Origin of the sequence: Paraburkholderia sp. LEh10 (assembly GCF_017814945.1) — a bacterium.
Taxonomy (GTDB): domain Bacteria; phylum Pseudomonadota; class Gammaproteobacteria; order Burkholderiales; family Burkholderiaceae; genus Paraburkholderia.
In genome coordinates, this window is the sequence record NZ_JAGIPX010000071.1 from 18,626 (window position 1) to 38,709 (window position 20,084).

Sequence of the window (20,084 nt, forward strand, 5' to 3'; positions counted from 1 at the left end):
CAGGCATGGAGTGCACCGTACGTCGACGTAATCGGCGGGTCTTTCAGGTTTCGCGGTTTACGGATTCCGGTCTGGAGCGGACATCAGGGTCATTACTAGGGTGAAAACCACAGACGCGGTGTTTGCGAATCGCGAACCGTTGAAACGCGGCCGCGCGTGCGCGCCGCTCTATACTCGAGCGGAATTAGAAATATCCATGTCGAGCCGCACGCGTGCGCCATTGACGGATACGGAGACAACCATGACAGCGACGGCGCAGCAACCGGCTGGCAGACATATCGACGCGTTCAGCACCGTGCCCGGCATATCCGGGCTCGAATACTGCATATCGGGCGCGCAACCGTATACATTCAATGTCGACAACACGTCGGATACGATCTGCCTGCTGCTCGGCACGATCGTTTCGAAGACGCGTTACGACGACGGGCCCGCGCTTGCACTCACGTTCCATGCGGAAACAGCGGCCTTTCATCCACGCGGCGGAAGCATGCATATCGACGCGCAACAGGTCCGCCTGGGGTTCGTTGCGTTTCGCTATTCGGACGAATTCAAGCGCAGCATGAGCGGGTTGCACGCGGATGCGCTGAGACACATCGGCAACCGCGACAACCTCGGCGCCGACGCGATACGTCATCTGGTGCGCTACGCACGGCTGAAGACGTCAACGAATGCGGCACTCTCTGTCGATCCGTGGGAAATTCAGTGTCTTGCGGCACTCTCGTGGGTCGAGACGACGCGGCAACTGGATGCCATCAAAGACAATCTTCGCCCCACACTGTCGAGCCTCGAATTCAGCCGGCTCGACCAATATGTGGAAGAGAACCTTGAGTGCGCGCTGAGTTGCACGCAAATCGCGGCGACGCTCGATCTCCCGGTACGCGTGATCTCCGATGGCGTGAAAGCACGAACGGGTTATTCCCTTTACCGCTTCGTCGTGGAGAAGCGTCTGAGCGCCGCGGCCCACTTGCTGCGCGCGACGGATACGCCGCTTGCCGATGTGGCAGCCGCATGTGGTTTCTCATCGCAGCAGCACATGACAGCGCTTTTCTCTGAACGCTTGGGCACGACGCCGTTGCGTTACAGGAAGAGTGGTCGTTGACCTGCGGCGGACAAACGTCAGGTTTCCGAAGTATCGACAGTGAGACGCCACCAGCTGTCGACGTTGCCGGATGGCGGTGGCGCCATGCGGATTCGACCGCGCATCCCTGTTGCCCATCCATCCCACCTTGCCGTCGCTTCCCCCTGATGAGCGCAATAAAGGCGCCTGGGTCATCAAGTGACAAAAGGCGCGAAGTCGATTTCTTTGGCCTCGCCGCCGATCGCTTCGAGCCGAGCGGCCAACGCCGATCAAGGGTCCGGCAAAACAAAAACTTGAACAACGTCGTCGAGCAGGACCACCGCGCCATCGGATCATCAGACCGACCGTCGAGGTCGTTCGCGCCAGCGGCTTTTCCGTATGTGACGGCGCGCGGCTCGAAAAAATATAAGCGAGCCGCGAAATCCCGCTGCAGGGAAGCCTTTTACAGGAATCTATAAGGGCGAAAAAATCTGCAAGACGCTGGTTTTCGCGGCCACTAAGCTTGCCCTTAGACCCTACCGGGCCTCGCGCACCCCTCGTTGGCGCGCTTGACTGCCTGTTGATTACGGTCCGCGCTCACAATTCAAGCTGGCTCGGTGTGCGGGCACGCATGCCCTGTAACCCTGACTGCAGAGTGTGGCCAAGGCGAGGATGGCGTTAGCAAACCGTCCGGCGTCTCTACGCAGCAACGATTCGCCTTTGGGAGATCACCATGCAAGACATATTCACCTTCTCGACCATTCGGCATGCTACTGATCGGCCAAGCGGGAAGCCCAGGGGCGGCGCCGGATTTCAACCGGTGCTAGCAGGACGAATCGCCGTGATAGCGCGCCTGCGGGGGAGGGATCGCGATGAATAATGAGCTCAGTCGTACGGTAGATGCACTCCCCGGCCTGGTATGGTCCGCATTGCCTGACGGCCGCATTGAATTCGTCAATCGCCGCTGGACCGAATATACGGGACTTTCCGTAGAGCAGGCGTCGGGCGATGGCTGGCAGAAGATAGTCCATCCCGACGACCTTCACGCGCTGCTCGAATCGTGGCGGATCGCCGTCACGTCCGGCAATGGAGGCGAGGCGGAAGCGCGAATGCGACGCTTCGACGGCACATATCGCTGGTTCCTATGCCGCGTCAGCCCGGTTGCGGACGCCGCCGGCAAGGTCGTGAAGTGGTGCGGGATCAATGCGGATATCGAGGACCGCAAGCAGATTCAGGCTGCCTTGCGGGCACACGAGGCGCGCTTTCGGCTGATCGTCGACGGTCTGCCTGTGCGGGTGATTCTTTTTACGCCAGAGGGTGAGCTATCTCACGCCAACCGCCATACGCTTGAATACACGGGCGCGACGCTTGACGAACTGAAGCAGTGGATTAGCAAAGACTTTATCCACCCGGAGGATCGGCAGGGGACTATTTCCCGTTTTCACGCGTCGATCAGCACCGGCGTGCCATACGACTTTGAATCGCGCCACCGCCGCGCCGACGGCGTTTATCGATGGTTTCGCGTGCAAGGCTTCCCCTTGCGGGATAACGAGGGGCGAATCGCTCTCTGGTACTTCCTGCAGACAGATATCGACGACCGTAAGCGGGCCGAGGCGCTGCTTGCGGGCGAGAGGCGCCTGCTCGAAATGGTCGCCATGGGGCTGCCTTTGCCTACGGTTCTAGACGATTTGTGCCGGCTGGTCGAAGAGATCACGAGCGACTGCCTGTGCAGCATTTCGTTGATCGAGCCCGGCGACATGCGCTTCCAGCGGGTGGGCGCGCCAGACCTCGCGCCGATCTACACCGATGCTGCCAATGGCGCCACCCTTGGCGGCGATCCGGGACCATGTGACATCGCGGCATCCCTCAAGAAACCCGTGATCGTATCCAATATCGCAACGGACTCACGCTGGCCACCGGCGTGGCGCGACCTTAGCCTCACGCATGGGCTGTGCGCGTGCTGGGCGACGCCAATCCTGTCGCGCACACACGACGTGCTGGGAACCTTCACGATATTCCGGTCGGAGCCCGGATCCCCCACTCGGCTTCAATCCGATCTGACAGAACGACTCTCGCGCCTCGCGAGCATCGCGATCGAGCGTGCACGGAGCGACCTCGCACTGATGCGAAGCGAGGAACGTTTCCGCACGATCGTGGACACGACACCGGAATGCGTGACGATCCTCGCCAACGACGGAACGCTGCTGTTTGTCAATCCGGCTGGACGCCGCACAGTGAGCGCGCCGCGCGCGGAAGACGTGATCGGAAAGTGCTACTTCGATCGCGTCGCTCCCGAGCATCGCGCGCGATTCGTCGAGTTCAACAGAAACATCTGCTCGGGCAACGATGGCTTCCTGGAATTCGACTTCATCACGCGGGGCGGTGAGCGACGGCACATGGAAACCCATGCAGCGCCGATGCACGACAGCGACGGAGCGATCGTGCAACTAGGCGTGACGCACGACATTACGGCCCGCAAACAGGCGGAGGAGCTACTGCGCAAGAGCGCGGCGCTGATGGCCAGGGTGGAGCAGCTCAGTTCGAGCGGAAGTTTCTGCTGGCGCCCGGAGACTGGCTCATTCACCTGGTCCGAACAGTTGTATCGCATCTTCGGCATTGAGGCGGGCGTGAGAATCACACTGGAAATGATCACCGCCCGAGTCCACCCCGCTGACCTTCATGTGCTGCATGAAATGATCGAGCGAGCGCAAGATGGCAAGCACCTGGAGTTCGAACACCGTCTGCTGCTGTCAGACGGCTCGGTCAGGTACGTGCGCATACAGGCTCACGCCACGCGTGACCCGCAGGGCTGGCTGGACTACATCGGCGCCGTCCATGACGTCACCGAGCGCCGTCAGTCCGAAGAAGCGCTTTACGGCCTGCGCGTCGAACTGGCCCACGCGAGCCGGGTCAACAGCCTGGGGGCGCTGACGGCTTCGATTGCGCACGAGATCAACCAGCCGCTGGCCGGCATCATCACCAACGCCAGCACCGGCCTGAGCATGCTGAGCGCGCAGCCCCCCAATGTCGACGGCGCGCTCGAGACGGTGCGGCGCACGATCCGCGATGGACACCGCGCTTCGGAGGTGATGACACGTCTGCGCGCATTGTTCAGCAAGAAGGCCGTGACGATGGAGGCGGTCGATCTTGTCGAAGCCGCGAATGACGTGATCGAGCTGCTGCGCGGTGAGATCCGCGCAAGACGGATCGTGCTACGGCTGGAGACGGCCGAGAACCTGCCCCCCGTCACAGGCGACAGGGTTCAGCTCCAGCAGGTAGCATTGAACCTGCTTCTTAATGCTGCGGAGGCGATGGATGGCGTCGACGTCCGTCCGCGGCAGATGCTGGTCAGGATCGCACGCGACGATGGCGACTGTGTCCGGCTTGCCGTGACCGATTCCGGAGTGGGCTTCGATCCGCAGCACGCGGGTAAGCTCTTCGATGGGTTTTACACAACCAAGCGGGAAGGCATGGGCATCGGTTTATCCGTGAGCCGCTCCATCATCGAATGCCACGGTGGACGCCTGTGGGCCACTTCGAACGAGCGTTTTGGTGCCACATTTTCGTTTTCCATCCCATCTCGACAGGAGTGGATGGCGGCGGCGGATCGTCCTGCTAACAAGGTCCTGTCAGCGCATACCGACACGGAGCAGACCGTGAGGAATCCGTGATGGCTGACCGCGCGCTTATCGCGGTGGTCGACGACGACGAGTCGGTGCGCGAATCGCTGCCGGACCTGTTGCGCGAGTTCGGCTTTGCCGCGCGGACGTTTGCCTCAGCCGAGGAGTTCCTGGCATCCGGGTATGCGGGCGAAGCGCGCTGCCTGATTCTCGATGTCGCCCTGCCGGGCATGTCCGGTAGGGACCTGCAGCACGAACTGCGGCGGCGCCAGCAAACCGTTCCGATCATCTTCATCACGGCGCACGGGGACGAGGCGCTTCGCCCTCGCATGCTCGAGCAGGGTGCCGTTGAATGTCTGTTCAAACCATTCAACGACACCGCTCTGCTTGGGGCAATCCAGGCTGCGCTCCAGGACAAATGATTCACCCAGGTGCCTACCAATGGAGTTCGAAATGACACCAGTCCATGCAGTTGAACGCAAATCTGAACTGCCGTCGGCGCATGTCACGCCGGTCGTCTTCGTCGTCGATGATGACGTCTCGGTGCGTGAATCGCTCCAAGCGATGATTCGCTTTGCCGGTCTCAGCGCCGAGACGTACGCCTGCGCGCACGATTTCCTTGGGCGCCCGCGCACGATGGTCCCAAACTGCCTGGTGCTGGATGTCAGTCTTCCCGATCTCAGCGGCCTCGATCTGCAAAATCTCATTGCGTCGGAGCGTACCGACATGCCGATCATCTTCATCACCGGCTACGGCAATGTGCCAACGACGGTGCGGGCCATGAAAGCCGGAGCGGTTGAATTTCTCACCAAGCCCTTTGACGCCCAGGTTCTCCTTGAGGCCATTCGCCACGCCATCGAGCGCAGCCGCGCGACATTGGTCGAGGAAGTCCGGATGCAATCGCTCCGCGATCGCTACGCCTCACTCAGTCCACGCGAGCGGGAGGTCATGGCGCTGGTGGTGTCCGGCCTTCTGAACAAGCAGGTAGGAGCCAGGCTGGGCATCACCGAACTAACAGTGAAGGTACACCGCAGGCACGTCATGCGAAAAATGAACGCCCGCTCGCTCGCCGAACTGGTCGACATGGCGCGAAGACTCCGCCCTGGCCCTGTATTTGGGGCAGCGCTGCGAAGCGCTGCGTGAGGGATGGGGCACAGGCCTGCGCGCCAATGGCTGCTGCACCGGTGTTGATATCACGTCACCGGATCCTCACTTGAACAGTTGTCTCGTCATACCTGCCGCCAAGCGAATTGACATTGCGATGTCGTAGCTCAGCGGCTACCCGGCGTTCACCTGCCGAACCCGTGCACAGACATACACAACTGCGGGATCGATGGCACGAATGCGCAACCGCCGAGCAGCAAGCTGAACAATGACAGCAATCTCCGACTCATTACGCTTGACAAGCTCATGTTTAGTCATCTGCCGTGCGGTTCAGTACGTTCATATTTTCACCAACACTGTTCCCCCCGAAGGACGCGATTGCGAACGACGCAACGCATGCTGCCTTGGCAATGCACTCGACCGTCGAGAAGAGTGCAATAGAAAAGCAGCGCATGTACTCAAGAGGTAGTGCTGGTGCTATGGCGAATACGCTCGCTCCGCAGACGAAGGCAAAGACTTGACAGGCAATACGCAGGTTGGCGATCGCACCGGCGCCGATGAGGCATATCAGCACCTTCGACACCACCACGGCGAACAGAGAGGTGGAATTGGTCGACCCGCCGAGTTCCAGCGGCGCCTCAATCAGTGCCCATCCACAGACCACAACGACAGACGCTTTGAACAGGCGCGCCGACTCGATGCCATCCACCGAAATGCTTTGCGAAAGAAACTTCATATGGTCATCGCGTTCAGTCGATTGTTTCTTGAACACTCAGGAGAATTCCTCCCGGGCGGGACGTTTACTTTTGTAGTGCACCCGCCATGTGGAGATGGCCAAGCTCGGGACGAACAACCCGGTGCTACGAACGGATGGCTACGCGCCTGCACCTGCACCTGCAACGCCCCGGAAATACACGTCGGGGCGTTACATATATCCGTGCTGGCTTGGAACCAATTTAGGGCACGCCCGGCGCGGCCGCAATTGCACTTTAGGTGCAGAACGAAACCAAATTTCCTTATCCAAGAGGGGTGCTAACGGTGATAACACCATCGTGCAATTGAATCACGCACCGCTTAAAGGCTAAAGTTGCTGTTCAGAAGTAAAGTCTCAGAACGCTGGCGTAAAAATCAAACATAGCCGGTCGCACAACTTCATCGGAGCACCGCGTGCCCGGGAACGACAACCCCGGTACCCTGCGTCACCGGGCGTCGGCCTGCTGTTCAGTCTCCCCATCAATTGTATCGACGGGAAAGGACATGAAATGACTCTGTTTCGGGTCAACAGAAGCAGCGCTTCTCAGGGTGTCATCAGCCCCGGACGATTACTGTTCCTCGAAATAAGCGGCGGCCGCATTCGAGCGATGAATCCCGACGGCTCTGCCGGCCGGTCGATTGTCATCGACTGTCGCCGCGCTGACTGCAGCGTAGTGGATACGGATGCCGGCAATATGTATCGGACCAACATGGGTTTGTTGAGCGCCAATGAGGGCTCGATCGAGCGCGCCGAAGTAATCGCTGTCGGCCGATTGGGTCTTGGTCCAGTCGCCTCAGCCCAGCCTCTTCCAGGAAGACGCCTCTCGCGAAATGGAAACGCAGTACGAAAGCAACTTCCCGCATCGGTGACGGGTTGCCGCATCACACGTCCATTGGCGTGACCAGACATGTTCCTTGCCGGTGACGAGGAAACTCCTCGATCAACAATCCCTCTGCTGCGCAGACGCCCGGTCATCCTGTTTCTCTGCGCGACCGTCTGTATCCTCATCGGGACGGGTGTCGCACTATGGCGATATTTTGGCATCGGCGGAGTGACCAGTTACTCGAATCAGGCCGTCATCTTCCGAGACTCCGATCTGCGTCTGCCGCCGGACCTGGCCGGCAATACTGGACGCATTCGCGTCGTGCACTTTTGGGACCCTGACTGCACGACCTGCAATGAGAATACCGACGCCCACTTGAACTACCTGATCTCGATGTTCAGAGGCGCAAATATCGACTTCTACAGCATGCGCAAGCCCGGCACCCACGGCCAGTTATCGGCCTTTCTGCGAGGCAAGCTCAAGCCACTAGCGGGAATCGAAGGAATAGAGCGCATACCGGCAAGCCCCGCTATAGCCATCTGGGCTGCAGATGGAAAGCTTGCCTACGCGGGACCATACAGTGAAGGCTTTGTCTGCAGCTCTGCCAACAGCTTCGTGGAGCCGATCCTCGGCATGCTGGTCGCAGGTGAACATGTCCGCCCTGTTCCGCTGGTCGCCGTCGGCTGTTATTGCCCTTGGAATACGGCGCCCGGCGAGCACCCATAGCGGTGCATCGTTGCACGCGCTAATGACACCCTTGCTCCGCCCGCAACCAGCCACCCCTACCACCCACTCATAAAGTTCGAGCATGTCCGATCGCAAGAAGCGTCGTCGGTCCCATACCGCGCCGTCACCACGCCGCCGTCTGCTGAGTGCGGCGCTCCTGCTCGCCGTGGCGGCATGCGGCAAACACATCTCCACGAAGCTGCACGCAGTCGACCTGTCCTCGATGAAACTGCCGGGCACGTTCCGTCTGCGCGATACCGACGGCAATCTGCGGACGCTGGAGGATTTCCGGGGCAATGTGGTCCTGCTTCTGTTCGGATACACGCGGTGTCCGGACGTGTGTCCGACAAGCCTGGCTCGCGCGGCGCAGATCAAAAGCCTGCTTCGGGATCGAGGTAACAGGCTGAAGGTAATCTTTATCTCGGTCGATCCTGAGCGGGACACGCCAGCGATTTTAAGGGCCTACACTGCAGCGTTCGATTCGACGTTCGTTGGACTATACGGTAATGCGCAGGAGACGGCTGAAGCCGCTCGATCCTTTGGGGCGTATTTTCGGAAAATCCCATCCGCTAACTCGTATACGGTGGAACACTCGGTACTCCAGTACGTGATCGATACTAGGGGCGTGGTGCGCTTTGCGCTGCAATATGGGGAAAGTGCCGAGGAAAGTGCGAACGACCTGAGTCTTCTGCTCTAGATCTATGTGCAGGAGGGCGACAGGCTGACCATGGGACTTGCTCATGGGAGAGCGTCATGCATACAACACATGGAACGGATTGGGTCAACGCGACGGACGTGATGCTGGCTGTATCGCTTGAACTGGCGGCGGCCAAGTGGAAGGTCGAGCCACATGACAGGCGTCGCCAAAGTCCGTCGTTTCACACGGTCGCGCAGACGGACCCAGCCGCCCGCATGCAGGCGGTGCTGACGCTGATTGCAACGCGAAGGGCAGGCATGGTCACTTCCGGACAATACGTGGGTCGTCGTGAGCTACGAAGCCGGCCAGGATGCATTCTGGATTTGCCGGGCCCTGCAGGTCCATGGCATTGAATGTTACGTCGTGGATCCGGAGAGGATCCCGGTCGAACGCGACGGGCGACGCGCGAAGACCGACGGGCTCGACGTCACGTAGCTGGTCATCAACCTGCTGGACTGGCTGCTGCTTGCGAACGCGACCGCATGCACGCGGTCCACGTGCCATCACCGCAGGACGAAGCGTCACGCCACCTGATGCGCGAGCGCGGCGAGCTGCAGAAGGAAGTGTTGCAGCACGCAAGCTGATGGCAACACTGGGCTGCCGACGTCAACAGCAGGAAATTTGCCACCAGGCTCGCGCGCCGCGAAGTGCACTGTCACGACGGTGCGCCGCTGCCCGAAGAGCTCCACCAACGGCTGCTGTGCGACTGCGAGCGGCTGGCACTGGCCGAGAAGCAGCCGGCCGCGCCGGAGACGGCGTACTACGCCCAGGCGGCGAACCGGCGCGCGAGCGTATCGATCAGCTCACACGCCTGAGCGGCATTGGTCCGGTCAGCGGCTCGAGACTCGCGCTGGAGCTCTTCTGGAGGCAGTTCGCCAACCGCCGTGAGGTCGGCGCCTGTACGGGACCTGTCCCCCGGCCCTACGAAACCGGCGAGAGTCAGGTGGACCAGGGGATCATCAGGGCAACCGCCGCGTACGCGCGTTACCTGCAACAGCATCGCCCGCGGCAGCTTCTCCGGCGCGATGCTCGGCCGGGCCTCCCTTGATGTCGGTCTCATACATTTCGGCAAACACCCATCCATCTTCGCCAGCGCCTCGTTCGCCATGACGCGAATCGAGCGCAGCGGATGCGAGGACGGAACGAAATCGTCCCGCTTGCGCACGGAAAACAAACTCTGTCAGTGAACGTGCCAGTGCCGCGCATAGTCTCCTGGAACGGAGTCACCCTTCTACCTCAACCCTTTTGCCGCCCGTCCCGATGACTTCAGCGCGAGGTATTTCTGCAGTCTGCCAGGAGAGTGCCACGTCCCCCGTCAACGCCCTTATCCTCAGGCGGTGTCTCGTGCGGCATGTTGGACCCGAATGCTTTCGATTGCACACCGGTCAGCACGAGCGGCCCATCATTGCCATTGCTGAACCGACGTAACCGGCGACAGCGATTTCGCTGCGCTCTCCCCCTGATGCGCCGGCCACGCAGCGAGAGATTGTTCGCCGGTTGGGACGGGGAACAGTCCAACGACATCGCGACACTCAGTACGGCCAGGATAAGAATCGTGCTGGCAAATTCGAGGAAACCAACCATCAGGGTGGCAGCAGAAAAGGCGACGATGTAGAGCATCATATGGCGGTTCGCTGCGGCAAAGCCGCTGACAACCGGAAGTACAGGAATCAAGGCCGCGCGATAATCCTGAGCCCCGGGAGATTGCGATCGCATACGAATGCGGCATCTGTCCCACTACGGGTGGCATCGCACCAGCACTTCTGCCGACCGACGTCACGTGAGTCGATTTTCTGTTCATGTAAAAACTGTATAGCTATGTATGCGACGTAGCCGACGAGTACCAGCGCGACAGGCAGGTCTCACCATATACCGGCGTAGCGGAAAACCGCCCATGACGGCGATGAAATTGCGGATCACGATACCGGGCTTCGTCAATCGCCGTTTAGGACCGTTACATGATGTGGGGTACCCGTCATCGAACGCGCGCCTGGCGAATCAGTTGATCATCATGTTGAAGTGCATGCTCCAGATGATCCAGACCGAGAGCGCCACTATGATGAAGAGGATTACGAGCGTGAACACGAAGCTGATCAGGTTCCAGCCTCCTTCCGAGGAGCGGCTCATGTGCAGGAAATACACAAGATGCACCACGAGCTGAACGATCGCAAAAATCACGGCCGCGAGCAGCGTCGTCGCCCGCGGCAACACCGGATGCATGACCAACGCGAACGGAACGACCGTCAGAATGATCGACAGGATGAAGCCCGTGTTGTAATCCTTTGCGCTGCCGTGGGCTTCCCCGGCGCGGGTAGTAGCATGGTTTGCCATGGTCAGAACGCTCCGAGTAGATAAACGACCGTGAACACGCAGATCCAGACCAGATCCAGGAAGTGCCAGAAAAGGCTCAGGCACGACAGGCGCGTCACGTTAGACGGCGTCAATCCTCTGGTCGCCACCTGATGCACGACCACTGCCATCCATAGCAAACCAGACGCGACATGCAGTCCATGCGTGCCGACGAGCGCGAAGAAGCCCGACAGGAACGCACTGCGCTGCGGTCCGTAGCCGAGCGAGATCAGGTGATGGAACTCGTGGATTTCCATGCCGGTGAAAACGGTGCCCAGAATGAAGGTCAGGCTCAGCCACCGCAAGACGGCACCCTGATTCCGCCTGTGCACGGCAAGCATCGCATAGCCATATGTGATGCTAGAAAGCAGCAGCACGAACGTCTCGACCAGCACGTACGGCAACTCGAAGATGTTCTTCGGTCCAGGTCCACCGGCAAAGGCTCCGCTCAATACCGCATACGACGCGAACAGCGACCCGAACAGGATGCAGTCGGACATCAGGTAGAGCCACAGGCCCAGCACCTTGCGCGAGCCGGTGTCGTGGCCGTCATGCGCGTGCGCATCCTCGGTCACGCTCGAATCAATCAGCGTTTGCGTAGACATGGTTCAGATCTTTCGTGTCGTGAGATTGAGGCGTTAGATTGAGGCGCGCGCTCTCGATGCGCTCGACTTCGTCGGCCGGAACGTAATAATCGGTATCGTCGTCGTACGAGCGGATGATGAGCGTGAAGATCGTCGCAACGAAGCTGACACCTGCCAGCCACCAGATATGCCAGATCAGCGAGAAACACAGTAGCAGGATGAATACGTTCACGATAAACGGCACTCCCGTGCTGCGTGGCATATGAATCGGCTCGTACGTCCCCGGGCGCGCCGGCAACCCGCGCTTCTTCGCCTTATGAAATGCATCGATGACATCCGCGCGCGGCACCACGGCGAAGTTGTAGAACGGCGGCGGCGACGATGTGGACCATTCAAGCGTGCGCGCATTCCACGGATCGCCGGTGAGGTCAGGGTTTTGCTTGCGGTCGCGGATGCTCACGATCAGTTGCGCGATGAGGAGGCCGATCCCCGCGAGGACGAAGACCGCGCCGACCATTGCGACCTGGAGGTATGGCGTCCACGCCGGGTTGTCGTAGTGATTCAGACGCCGGGTCATGCCCATGAAGCCAAGCATGTAAAGCGGCATGAACGCGAGATAGAAGCCGATGACCCAGCACCAGAAGGAATACTTGCCGAGACGCTCGTTCAGCTTAAAGCCGAAGGTCTTGGGGAACCAGTAGTTCAAGCCAGCGAAATAGCCGAACAGCGCGCCGGCGATGATCGTGTTGTGGAAGTGCGCGACCAGAAACAGGCTGTTATGGAGCACGAAGTCCGCTCCGGGAATCGCGAGCAGCACACCCGTCATGCCACCAATCGTGAATGTCACCAGAAACGCCAGTGTCCAGAGGATCGGTGGCGTGAACTCGACGCGACCGCGGTACATCGTAAACAGCCAGGTAAAAATCTTCACGCCAGTCGGAATCGCGATGATCATCGTCATAATGCCGAAGAAGCTGTTGACGTCCGAACCCGAACCCATTGTGAAGAAGTGGTGTAGCCAGACGAGGAACGACAGGATGCCGATTGCCAGCGTCGCGCCCACCATCGATTTGTAGCCGAACAGACGTTTTCGGGCGAAAGTCGAGGTGACTTCGGAAAAGATCCCGAACGACGGAAGAACCAGGATATACACCTCGGGGTGCCCCCACGCCCATACCAGATTGACGTACATCGTCGGATTGCCCCCGAGTTCGTTTGTATAGAAATGGAAGCCCAGGTAGCGATCCGCCGCTAGCGCGGCCAGTGCAACCGTCAGGATCGGGAAGGCTGCGATGATGATTACGCAGGTGACAAACACCGTCCACGTAAAGACGGGCATTTTCATTAACGTCATGCCCGGCGCGCGCATCCGGAGAATGGTTACAAAAAGGTTTACTCCGGTCAGCAGCGTTCCCAAACCTGAGGCCTGTAGCGACCATATGTAGTAGTCCACCCCCACACCCGGACTGAACTGGATGTCCGACAAAGGCGGATAGGCGACCCAGCCTGTCTGCGCGAATTCCCCGACGCCTAGCGACAGCATGACCAGCACGACGCCCACGACGAACAGCCAGAAGCTCAAGGCGTTCAGGAACGGATACGCCATGTCACGAGCCCCGATCTGCAGCGGGACGACGACGTTCATCAGTCCGACGACGAACGGCGTCGCGACAAAGAAGATCATGATCACGCCGTGCGCCGTGAAGATCTGGTCATAGTGATGCGGTGGCAGGAAGCCCGCGTGACCCGGCCCGGCGAGCGCAAGCTGTGTCCGCATCATGATGGCGTCGGCAAAGCCGCGAACCAGCATCACGATTGCCACGAAGATGTACATGATGCCGATGCGCTTGTGATCGACTGTCGTGATCCAGTCGTTCCAAAGCACCGTCCATTTTCGGAAATAGGTGATTGCGCCCAGAATCACCACTGCGCCGATCACGACAGCCGCCAGGGTGACCGCGATGATGGGCTCGTGCAACGGCACGTCTGCCCATGTCAATTTGCCGAACATGAATCTGTTACTCCTCTCTTTTCGACGAAGCGCCAACGTCCAGGACAGCATGTGCCGCTGTATCCGCTCTCAGGCCAACGTACTGGTCGATCACCGCTTTGAAAAGACCAGGCTGAACCCGTGAGAATTGCGCGATCGCATCGCCCTGGCTGGGCTTTGCCACCTTCTTGAAGGTATTGAAATCGAGTGTGTTAGGTGACGTCTGGACCTGCTTCACCCAGCGCTGGAAGCCATCCTCGCTGGTGGCCATTGCAACGAACTTCATGTCGGAGAAGCCCGGTCCGTTGAAATTGCCGGACATGCCATGGAACTTCCCCTCCTCGTTTGCCATCAGGTGCAGTTGGGTCCGCATGCCCGCCATCGCGTAGATCTCGCCACCAAGCTGGGGAATGAAGAACGTCCCCATGGTCGAGTTCGAGGTGATACTGAATGCCACCTGGCGATGTGCGGGGAATACCAGCTGATTGATCGTGGCGATACCGAGGTCTGGATAAATGAAGATCCATTTCCCGTCGGTTGCGATGACTTCGACGTTGACGGGCTGACCCGGCACGTCGAGCGGTCGGGACGGATCCAGCCGGTGCGTTGATTTCCACACGATGATCGCCAGTGTGACGATTATCACGATAGGGATACCCCATACCACTGCTTCGATCCGCGTGGAATGCGCCCACTCTGGCATATACGTGGCCTTGTGGTTCGACGCACGGTACTGCCACGCAAAAACAAAGGTCAGCACGATGGCCGGTATGACCACGATCAACATCAAGCCCATGCATAAGATGATGAGGTCGCGCTCCTGAAGGCCGACACTGCCCTTCGAGTTGAACAGGACCCAACTGCAGCCACCGAGGCTTGAGAGTCCCACGATCACTGCGGCGAATCGAAGAAATTTCCGGCAAATTTCTCTCATACACAAAAACCTTCCTCTATGGTCGCTGATAGCGGCGGGATAACGGGCAAGAGAAGACGACCCCATCTGGATGTAGTGCCAAACCCGACATGCTCGACAAGCTCATGTTCAGTCGTCGGTTGTGCGTTTTCCATCTTCCATGGAAGCACATTGCTGTGCATATACATAAATGATATCCGTGCGTCGAAATGTGATCAGCGACATAGTGAATGGGCCATGCCACAGGATGGAAGAGTAACGCTCATTGGAGCGTCGGCCTGCGAACTAATCTAGGGCATAGCCCGTGCAACCGCAATTCCACTTTAGGTGCAGGATGAATCGATACGCTTCCCAAGGATGCGCAGGTGTCGCTACCACCATCGTGTAATGGCGCTCTGCACCGGCTTCGGCTTAACCTCGGTTCCTGCGACGACAAATTTCAGGAGTTTTCCATGGCGCGCGAATGCAAGACCTTGTCATTCCAGTTGCAGGGCGCCGTGCGCGCTCTATCCGTGACGTCTCGCAGATCCAACGTTTCCATCCCGATGGTGCTGCCTCCGTCAGGTCGGCCTGCCTCGTCGTCCGCTTTAACAGGCGACTGGCCGGATGTGTTTCGAATCGATTGATAGCGCGGGAGGCGATGGTATTCGAAGTCGCTGGCGAGACGTTCCCGGTGAACATCGGTTTGCCGAAAGCAGACCGAGCGAAAACATTTCAGGTGGAGATTATGATGGTTATTTTGACGGACGAAGAAGTTGTGCGCCGCACATTACTGGATGTCCTGGGTCATATTTCGCAAACATCAAATACAAAACACGGCACAGAACCTGAAAAAAAGAAAAGATTCCGCTTTAAGAGGAACAAACAGATCGAGATTTCACGGACCGACGGCATCGAGCCTCCGATCTCGCATTTTCTCATTGTCGATCGGCCATCGTCATTGACGGTGAGCGTTTGCTGGAGCGACCCACGATATGGACGTCACGATGAACAGACCTGGCGCCTTGGACGTGCGCGTTTCGAATCCTTCTGCCTGCTGACTGGTGGCGCAATCCAGCATGGAGACCAGATTTTTCGACCGCGTGCTACACGAGGAGGCCACGCCGAAAGCGATCGAATGATCCTCGCATCCGCCGTGGATGGATTTTGTCTGGCGTGATGTATCGTAGTACATACTGAATTTTGTTGTGGTTGAGCGTCCGAGCAATCCGTTTCGCCAACGCGATCGGCGTGGCTAAGAGAAGAAGGTCGCGCTGCAGCCCGGTACGGCGCTTACGTTCGGTTTGCGACATGCAACGCAAGGCCTCATAGCATGATCAATTCGTGTAATGCGCCGGCTTGCTCATCTAGCAGATTTTCGGACTTCGCAACTCTACACAGATCGGTCGGCCGATTCCTGTTGGTAAGCATTTAACCTATTCCGAGCACATGATGGATACTTTACAAAACATGCGTTCCTTTGTACTTGTGGCCGAACGAGGGAGTTTTACGGCCGCGGCCAGAGAACTCGATTTGACAACTGGCGTCATGTCGCGGGCAGTAACAGAACTCGAAAACCATTTACGCGCGAGACTGATGAATCGATCGACACGGCGTCTGGCTTTGACCACTGTCGGACAGGTCTATTTTGAACGATGCCGTAAGATCCTTGAATTCATCGAATCTGCCGAGGACGAGGCCAGTGGCGCGATCGAGCATCCAACGGGATCCCTCAGACTGCACAGCTTTTCATGCCTGGGCCAGCGTTACATTCTGCCAACCATAGCGGATTACAGAGCGCTTCATCCCGATGTGAGTGTCGAACTTAGCGTTTCTCAAAGAATGCCCGACCTGTATGATGGTGGTCACGACGTTTCGATCGTCACCGCAGCCACACTCCCGAGTTCGGAACTCATTGCATTGCCGCTCGGTGAAGTATTTGGCGTCCTTTGCGCCTCCCCTCGCTATCTTCGAGAGCGAGGTACTCCCCGCGTGCCAAGCGACCTCCTGCACCACGACTGCCTTATTCTGCAAACACCATCGTTTTCGAGCCGTGAATGGAGGCTTGAAGGACCCAATGGGCCCGAGACGATAGAAGTTAATGGCTCATTGCAGGTAAACATAGCCGATTTGTTGGCCACCGGAATACAGAACGGCATGGGTATCGGAATGTTGCCAGTATACGCGGCAATCGAGGGCCTTAAGAATGGCTCATTAACGCGTGTGCTGCCAACCTATATCGTTCGGACGGAAAATATCTATGTGATATACCCTTCCCGGAGGTTTGTGGACGCAAAGGTTCGAACCTGGGTGGCATTTTTGCGTGGAACAATACCGGGACTCGTCGACCGAGACAAGTCGCTATTGAATGGTGGTGCAAAAGGATCACAGATCGATAACCAACATGCGTTAGGTCTTCGTCTTATAACTCAAGCGCAATCGGCTTGAACATCCCCAAATATAGTCAACGGGAAATCTCTAACTTCAAACGGAGTTGATGGCGACTCTTATGTAATTCGCAAATACCCCTTTTCCATCAAACCAGCGCGTATAGATGGCGCTTCAGCGCGAAGTGCAGCCGGATCGGGCCGAAGCTCGATAGGAACACCTGCGTACGCCGAACTGCCATTGCCATGCTCGTCGAACGCCGAAGCCGCTATGGTGAGGGTTGCCAGCAAGGACACAGAGACCGTTGTGAACGCTCTCATAAAGCATGCTGCGAAGATGCCCCAGTAACTGTATAGATCGCTGACCTGGGATGGGGGGGAAAGAGATGGCCGACCACAAGCGCTTTACCGTGCCTACCGACATCAAGGTCTACTTCTGCGATTCCCAGCATCCCTGGCAACGCGGCAGAGGGCGTTGATCAATGTGACATTGCCGAGGACGTCTTGCAGTGCAGCTTAAGCAAACGCAGAACTGCGCTTCTTCCCGATGGTTTAAGCTGGTTGTCGGGCTTAGAGCGCCGCGGCGACGCCCACCTGGCAGTCCCAGTCGGATTCAGGCAGCACGCGGTTGAGAGGTTCGCGATGATCAATGACGCTTTTTCGCAAGGCGCGGCCCCCGAAAACGAAGCTGACTTGGGAGAGGAGGTGCAGACACCAGGCAGCAACCCGCGCTACTATCAGATATTCCCGACGCTGACCGATGTCGAGATAGAGCGGGTGAGTCGATTTGGTGCGCCCTGCTGCTACGCCACGGGCCAGATGCTCTATAGCGCGGGCGGGTTGAGCCCCGGCATGTTTGTGCTGTTGTCGGGAGCGATACGTTACGTGGCACGCGATGGACTAGGTCACCGACGCTTGCTCCGTGCTCGCGTGCAACGCGGTGAGTTCACCTCTGATATCGGCATGCTCTCGGGCAAGCCCGCCCTCGTCGATGCGCAGGCGATCGAAACCGCCGAGGCGCTCGTCATCCCGCCCGAGCGGCTACGTGCTTTGATGGTTGCCGAGGCTGAACTCGGCGAAAGAATAATGCGCGCCCTGATCCTGAGGCGCGTTGCGTTGATCGAGCACGGGAAGGGCGTCGTACTTGTGGCCGCGCCTGATAACGCCCGGCTGCTTGCGTTGCAGTACTTTTTGCGGCGTAACGGCTATCCGCACATGGCGCTCGACGTCGAAGACGCCGAGGCCATCACCCTGCTCGATCGCCTGAGTCCCGGAAGCGATGATCTACCCCTCGTCGTCTGTCCGGACGGCAACGTGTTACGCAACCCCGACGAGCGGCAACTCGCATCATGCCTGGGTCTCCTGCCAGAATTAGATCCGTCGCACATCTACGACGTCGCCATTGTCGGCGTTGGTCCAGCGGGACTCGCAGCGGCCGTCTATGCCGCGTCCGAAGGCTTGTCGGTCGTCGCTTTCGATTGCCGCGCGCCGGGTGGCCAAGCCGGTACGAGTGCGCGAATCGAGAATTACCTCGGTTTTCCGACCGGAATTTCGGGGCACGCGCTCGCGGCCAGGGCGTTCACTCAAGCGCAGAAGTTTGGCGCGCACATTTCGATTCCGACAGAGGTGAAGGCCCTGCACTGCGTTAGGTATCCGCTCGAAATTGAGCTGTCCGACGCGCGCCGTATCGCGGCGCGCACGGTCGTCATCGCTAGCGGTGCAGAGTACCGGCACCCGGCAGTGGAGGGTCTCGCGCGGTTCGAGGGACATGGCGTTTATTACTGGGCGACGCCGATCGAGGCGAGACTGTGCCGAAATGAAACGGTGATGCTGGTCGGTGGTGGCAATTCAGCGGGCCAGGCGGTGGCGTTCCTCGCATCGCACGCTGCGCATGTTCACGTATTCGTTCGTGCGCTGGACCTCAAGCAAAGTATGTCCAGCTATTTGATCGAGCGTATTGAGTCACTGCCGAATGTGACGATTCATACGGGCGCACAGATAACGACATTCGAAGGCGAAGAGCGGCTCGAGCGCGTCTACTATCGGCGCCGCAATGATCCTGTCGAGAGCATGGAGACTCATCATCTATTCCTCTTCATCGGTGCTGAGCCCAATACACGCTGGTTACACACCTGCGGCGTATCGCTGGACGCGAAAGGGTTTGTGTTGACGGGCGTCGGCGCCCGTGAAGATGGCGAGGGTGCGCTGCGGCTGAATACGAGCGTGCCCGGAGTATTTGCGATCGGCGATGTCCGGTCGGGTTCAACAAAGCGTGTCGCGGCAGCAGTGGGTGAAGGGGCCGCCGTCGTCGCGCAAATTCATCAGTTTTTAGCGGCTCATGCGGAGTAAGCGCCCGGCCAATCCAATTCGACCGGCATCGGTGCGCTTGGGAGTATCGCGCCTGCTAACGATGAACTGCCCCCGCAAAATTTCGCCATCTGCGGATTTTCTTCATTCTGACGGCGCTCGAGTCAAGAACCGTTATTACCGTCGAGCCACGTGTTCACCGAATGCTACTGGATCGTCCGATGCATTATGTAGATCATCGAGATCACGGCCGCGTGTCTCAGGCGTGTAGAAGGTCGTCACCACGCCCATGAGGCTCAGAATTGCGACGTACGTCGCAAGCGGAAACCACGCAAGGATCCTGCCTTCCGTACCGCCCCAGTGCGCAGTCGCCCAAGCGATGACCGATGCGCCGATGAGCGGTGCCACACCGCCGGCGATGACAGCTGACGGCATTGTCACGTTGACTCGTCGACGACACAATATTGCAGAAGGCATGTGTTTGCTCAGACAGGTGACGGATTTTGGGTGAGCTCGGTGAAACGATGCCATGCGGCAAAGCGCTCAGCGAGCTGTTTGCGGTAGAGCGTAGCGCGCAACAGATGTCGCTTAAGCGCGAAGTGCTGCCGGATCGGCCCGAAGCTCGACAGGAATGCCTGATTTCGTTTGGGCGCACGGAAACCACGCATGCGCCGCTCACGTTCACGCGTAGGCTGATGGCTATTCTCGGCCCGATTGTGAAGTTGACCCGCCAAAACGGACACCTATCCTTTTACAGGAGGTGCCGAAATGGGCAAGACGCGTACACCGTACCC

Annotated in this window: 16 protein-coding genes and 5 pseudogenes; 13 read left to right on the forward strand and 8 right to left on the reverse strand. The window is 58.8% G+C overall.

The window, feature by feature from the left end; translation table 11 throughout:
* Nucleotides 1-241: 241 nt before the first annotated feature.
* From J8I87_RS36330 to J8I87_RS36345, 5 genes and pseudogenes are all read left to right on the forward strand, one after another.
* The gene (locus J8I87_RS36330) at nucleotides 242-1,099 is read left to right on the forward strand and encodes an AraC family transcriptional regulator (protein WP_209937162.1); all 858 of its coding nucleotides are present in this window, start codon (nucleotides 242-244) and stop codon (nucleotides 1,097-1,099) included.
* Between the two features lie 220 nt (nucleotides 1,100-1,319).
* Nucleotides 1,320-1,437: pseudogene (locus tag J8I87_RS46470) on the forward strand (IS6 family transposase); the annotation flags it as partial.
* Between the two features lie 492 nt (nucleotides 1,438-1,929).
* The gene (locus tag J8I87_RS36335; RefSeq protein ID WP_209937163.1) at nucleotides 1,930-4,728 is read left to right on the forward strand and encodes a PAS domain S-box protein; all 2,799 of its coding nucleotides are present in this window, start codon (nucleotides 1,930-1,932) and stop codon (nucleotides 4,726-4,728) included.
* A complete protein-coding gene (locus J8I87_RS36340; protein WP_209937164.1) occupies nucleotides 4,728-5,099 on the forward strand; it encodes a response regulator in 372 nt (123 codons plus the stop codon). Before J8I87_RS36335 ends, J8I87_RS36340 begins: the two co-directional genes overlap by 1 nt.
* A gap of 31 nt (nucleotides 5,100-5,130) precedes the next feature.
* On the forward strand, nucleotides 5,131-5,820 hold the full coding sequence (locus tag J8I87_RS36345; protein ID WP_209937165.1) for a response regulator transcription factor: 690 nt from the start codon (nucleotides 5,131-5,133) through the stop codon (nucleotides 5,818-5,820).
* A gap of 271 nt (nucleotides 5,821-6,091) precedes the next feature.
* Here J8I87_RS36345 and J8I87_RS36350 read toward each other — a convergent pair whose 3' ends face one another.
* The gene (locus tag J8I87_RS36350; protein ID WP_313068018.1) at nucleotides 6,092-6,553 is read right to left on the reverse strand and encodes a hypothetical protein; all 462 of its coding nucleotides are present in this window, start codon (nucleotides 6,551-6,553) and stop codon (nucleotides 6,092-6,094) included.
* Nucleotides 6,554-7,442: 889 nt separating this feature from the next.
* On the opposite strand from J8I87_RS36350, the gene J8I87_RS36355 reads away from it, so the two are divergent.
* The 4 genes and pseudogenes from J8I87_RS36355 to J8I87_RS45205 form a co-directional block, all read left to right on the forward strand.
* Entirely contained in the window at nucleotides 7,443-8,084 is a 642-nt protein-coding gene (locus J8I87_RS36355; RefSeq protein WP_209937167.1) for a DUF6436 domain-containing protein, read from the forward strand.
* A gap of 82 nt (nucleotides 8,085-8,166) precedes the next feature.
* Nucleotides 8,167-8,781, forward strand: a complete 615-nt coding sequence (locus tag J8I87_RS36360) for an SCO family protein (RefSeq protein WP_209937168.1) — start codon at nucleotides 8,167-8,169, stop codon at nucleotides 8,779-8,781.
* 288 nt (nucleotides 8,782-9,069) lie between these two features.
* Nucleotides 9,070-9,216, forward strand: coding sequence for a hypothetical protein (locus tag J8I87_RS45200; RefSeq protein WP_245254409.1), 147 nt, complete (start codon nucleotides 9,070-9,072; stop codon nucleotides 9,214-9,216).
* Between the two features lie 148 nt (nucleotides 9,217-9,364).
* Nucleotides 9,365-9,709: pseudogene (locus J8I87_RS45205) on the forward strand (IS110 family transposase); the annotation flags it as partial.
* 57 nt (nucleotides 9,710-9,766) lie between these two features.
* Here the strand turns inward: J8I87_RS45205 and J8I87_RS36370 are convergent.
* From J8I87_RS36370 to cyoA, 6 genes and pseudogenes are all read right to left on the reverse strand, one after another.
* A pseudogene (locus tag J8I87_RS36370) lies at nucleotides 9,767-9,987 on the reverse strand (IS5/IS1182 family transposase); the annotation flags it as partial.
* A 60-nt stretch (nucleotides 9,988-10,047) separates the two neighbouring features.
* A complete protein-coding gene (locus tag J8I87_RS36375; RefSeq protein WP_209937169.1) occupies nucleotides 10,048-10,404 on the reverse strand; it encodes a hypothetical protein in 357 nt (118 codons plus the stop codon).
* 375 nt (nucleotides 10,405-10,779) lie between these two features.
* Nucleotides 10,780-11,112, reverse strand: coding sequence for a cytochrome o ubiquinol oxidase subunit IV (cyoD, locus tag J8I87_RS36380; protein ID WP_209937170.1), 333 nt, complete (start codon nucleotides 11,110-11,112; stop codon nucleotides 10,780-10,782).
* Nucleotides 11,113-11,114: 2 nt separating this feature from the next.
* Nucleotides 11,115-11,735: a cytochrome o ubiquinol oxidase subunit III gene (cyoC, locus tag J8I87_RS36385; protein ID WP_209937171.1), complete on the reverse strand. Its 621-nt coding sequence runs from the start codon at nucleotides 11,733-11,735 to the stop codon at nucleotides 11,115-11,117.
* Nucleotides 11,713-13,725 (reverse strand): cytochrome o ubiquinol oxidase subunit I, encoded by a 2,013-nt coding sequence (gene cyoB, locus J8I87_RS36390; protein ID WP_209937172.1) that lies wholly within the window; start codon nucleotides 13,723-13,725, stop codon nucleotides 11,713-11,715. The genes cyoC and cyoB overlap by 23 nt, the downstream gene beginning before the upstream one ends.
* A 7-nt stretch (nucleotides 13,726-13,732) precedes the next feature.
* On the reverse strand, nucleotides 13,733-14,638 hold the full coding sequence (gene cyoA / locus J8I87_RS36395) for a ubiquinol oxidase subunit II (protein WP_209937174.1): 906 nt from the start codon (nucleotides 14,636-14,638) through the stop codon (nucleotides 13,733-13,735).
* 442 nt (nucleotides 14,639-15,080) lie between these two features.
* On the opposite strand from cyoA, the gene J8I87_RS36400 reads away from it, so the two are divergent.
* From J8I87_RS36400 to J8I87_RS36420, 4 genes and pseudogenes are all read left to right on the forward strand, one after another.
* Entirely contained in the window at nucleotides 15,081-15,776 is a 696-nt protein-coding gene (locus J8I87_RS36400) for a DUF3331 domain-containing protein (RefSeq protein ID WP_209937175.1), read from the forward strand.
* Nucleotides 15,777-16,048: 272 nt separating this feature from the next.
* Nucleotides 16,049-17,044: a LysR family transcriptional regulator gene (locus J8I87_RS36405; protein ID WP_209937178.1), complete on the forward strand. Its 996-nt coding sequence runs from the start codon at nucleotides 16,049-16,051 to the stop codon at nucleotides 17,042-17,044.
* A gap of 222 nt (nucleotides 17,045-17,266) precedes the next feature.
* A pseudogene (locus tag J8I87_RS36415) lies at nucleotides 17,267-17,450 on the forward strand (transposase); the annotation flags it as partial.
* A gap of 175 nt (nucleotides 17,451-17,625) precedes the next feature.
* Nucleotides 17,626-19,332, forward strand: a complete 1,707-nt coding sequence (locus J8I87_RS36420) for an FAD-dependent oxidoreductase (RefSeq protein WP_209937176.1) — start codon at nucleotides 17,626-17,628, stop codon at nucleotides 19,330-19,332.
* A 443-nt stretch (nucleotides 19,333-19,775) separates the two neighbouring features.
* On the opposite strand, the pseudogene J8I87_RS36425 reads toward J8I87_RS36420, so the two are convergent.
* Nucleotides 19,776-20,021 (reverse strand): annotated as a pseudogene (locus tag J8I87_RS36425) (IS6 family transposase); the annotation flags it as partial.
* Nucleotides 20,022-20,084: the final 63 nt, after the last annotated feature.

Coding starts and splice junctions, on each gene's coding strand:
- J8I87_RS36400 (WP_209937175.1), top strand. CDS start 15,081: ATGCAAGACCTTGTCATTCCAGTTGCAGGGCGCCGTGCGCGCTCTATC.
- J8I87_RS36360 (WP_209937168.1), top strand. CDS start 8,167: ATGTCCGATCGCAAGAAGCGTCGTCGGTCCCATACCGCGCCGTCACCA.
- J8I87_RS36345 (WP_209937165.1), top strand. CDS start 5,131: ATGACACCAGTCCATGCAGTTGAACGCAAATCTGAACTGCCGTCGGCG.
- J8I87_RS36405 (WP_209937178.1), top strand. CDS start 16,049: ATGGATACTTTACAAAACATGCGTTCCTTTGTACTTGTGGCCGAACGA.
- cyoA (WP_209937174.1), bottom strand. CDS start 14,638: ATGAGAGAAATTTGCCGGAAATTTCTTCGATTCGCCGCAGTGATCGTG.
- J8I87_RS36335 (WP_209937163.1), top strand. CDS start 1,930: ATGAATAATGAGCTCAGTCGTACGGTAGATGCACTCCCCGGCCTGGTA.
- cyoD (WP_209937170.1), bottom strand. CDS start 11,112: ATGGCAAACCATGCTACTACCCGCGCCGGGGAAGCCCACGGCAGCGCA.
- J8I87_RS36375 (WP_209937169.1), bottom strand. CDS start 10,404: ATGATGCTCTACATCGTCGCCTTTTCTGCTGCCACCCTGATGGTTGGT.
- J8I87_RS36355 (WP_209937167.1), top strand. CDS start 7,443: ATGTTCCTTGCCGGTGACGAGGAAACTCCTCGATCAACAATCCCTCTG.
- J8I87_RS36330 (WP_209937162.1), top strand. CDS start 242: ATGACAGCGACGGCGCAGCAACCGGCTGGCAGACATATCGACGCGTTC.
- J8I87_RS36340 (WP_209937164.1), top strand. CDS start 4,728: ATGGCTGACCGCGCGCTTATCGCGGTGGTCGACGACGACGAGTCGGTG.
- cyoC (WP_209937171.1), bottom strand. CDS start 11,735: ATGTCTACGCAAACGCTGATTGATTCGAGCGTGACCGAGGATGCGCAC.
- J8I87_RS36420 (WP_209937176.1), top strand. CDS start 17,626: ATGATCAATGACGCTTTTTCGCAAGGCGCGGCCCCCGAAAACGAAGCT.
- cyoB (WP_209937172.1), bottom strand. CDS start 13,725: ATGTTCGGCAAATTGACATGGGCAGACGTGCCGTTGCACGAGCCCATC.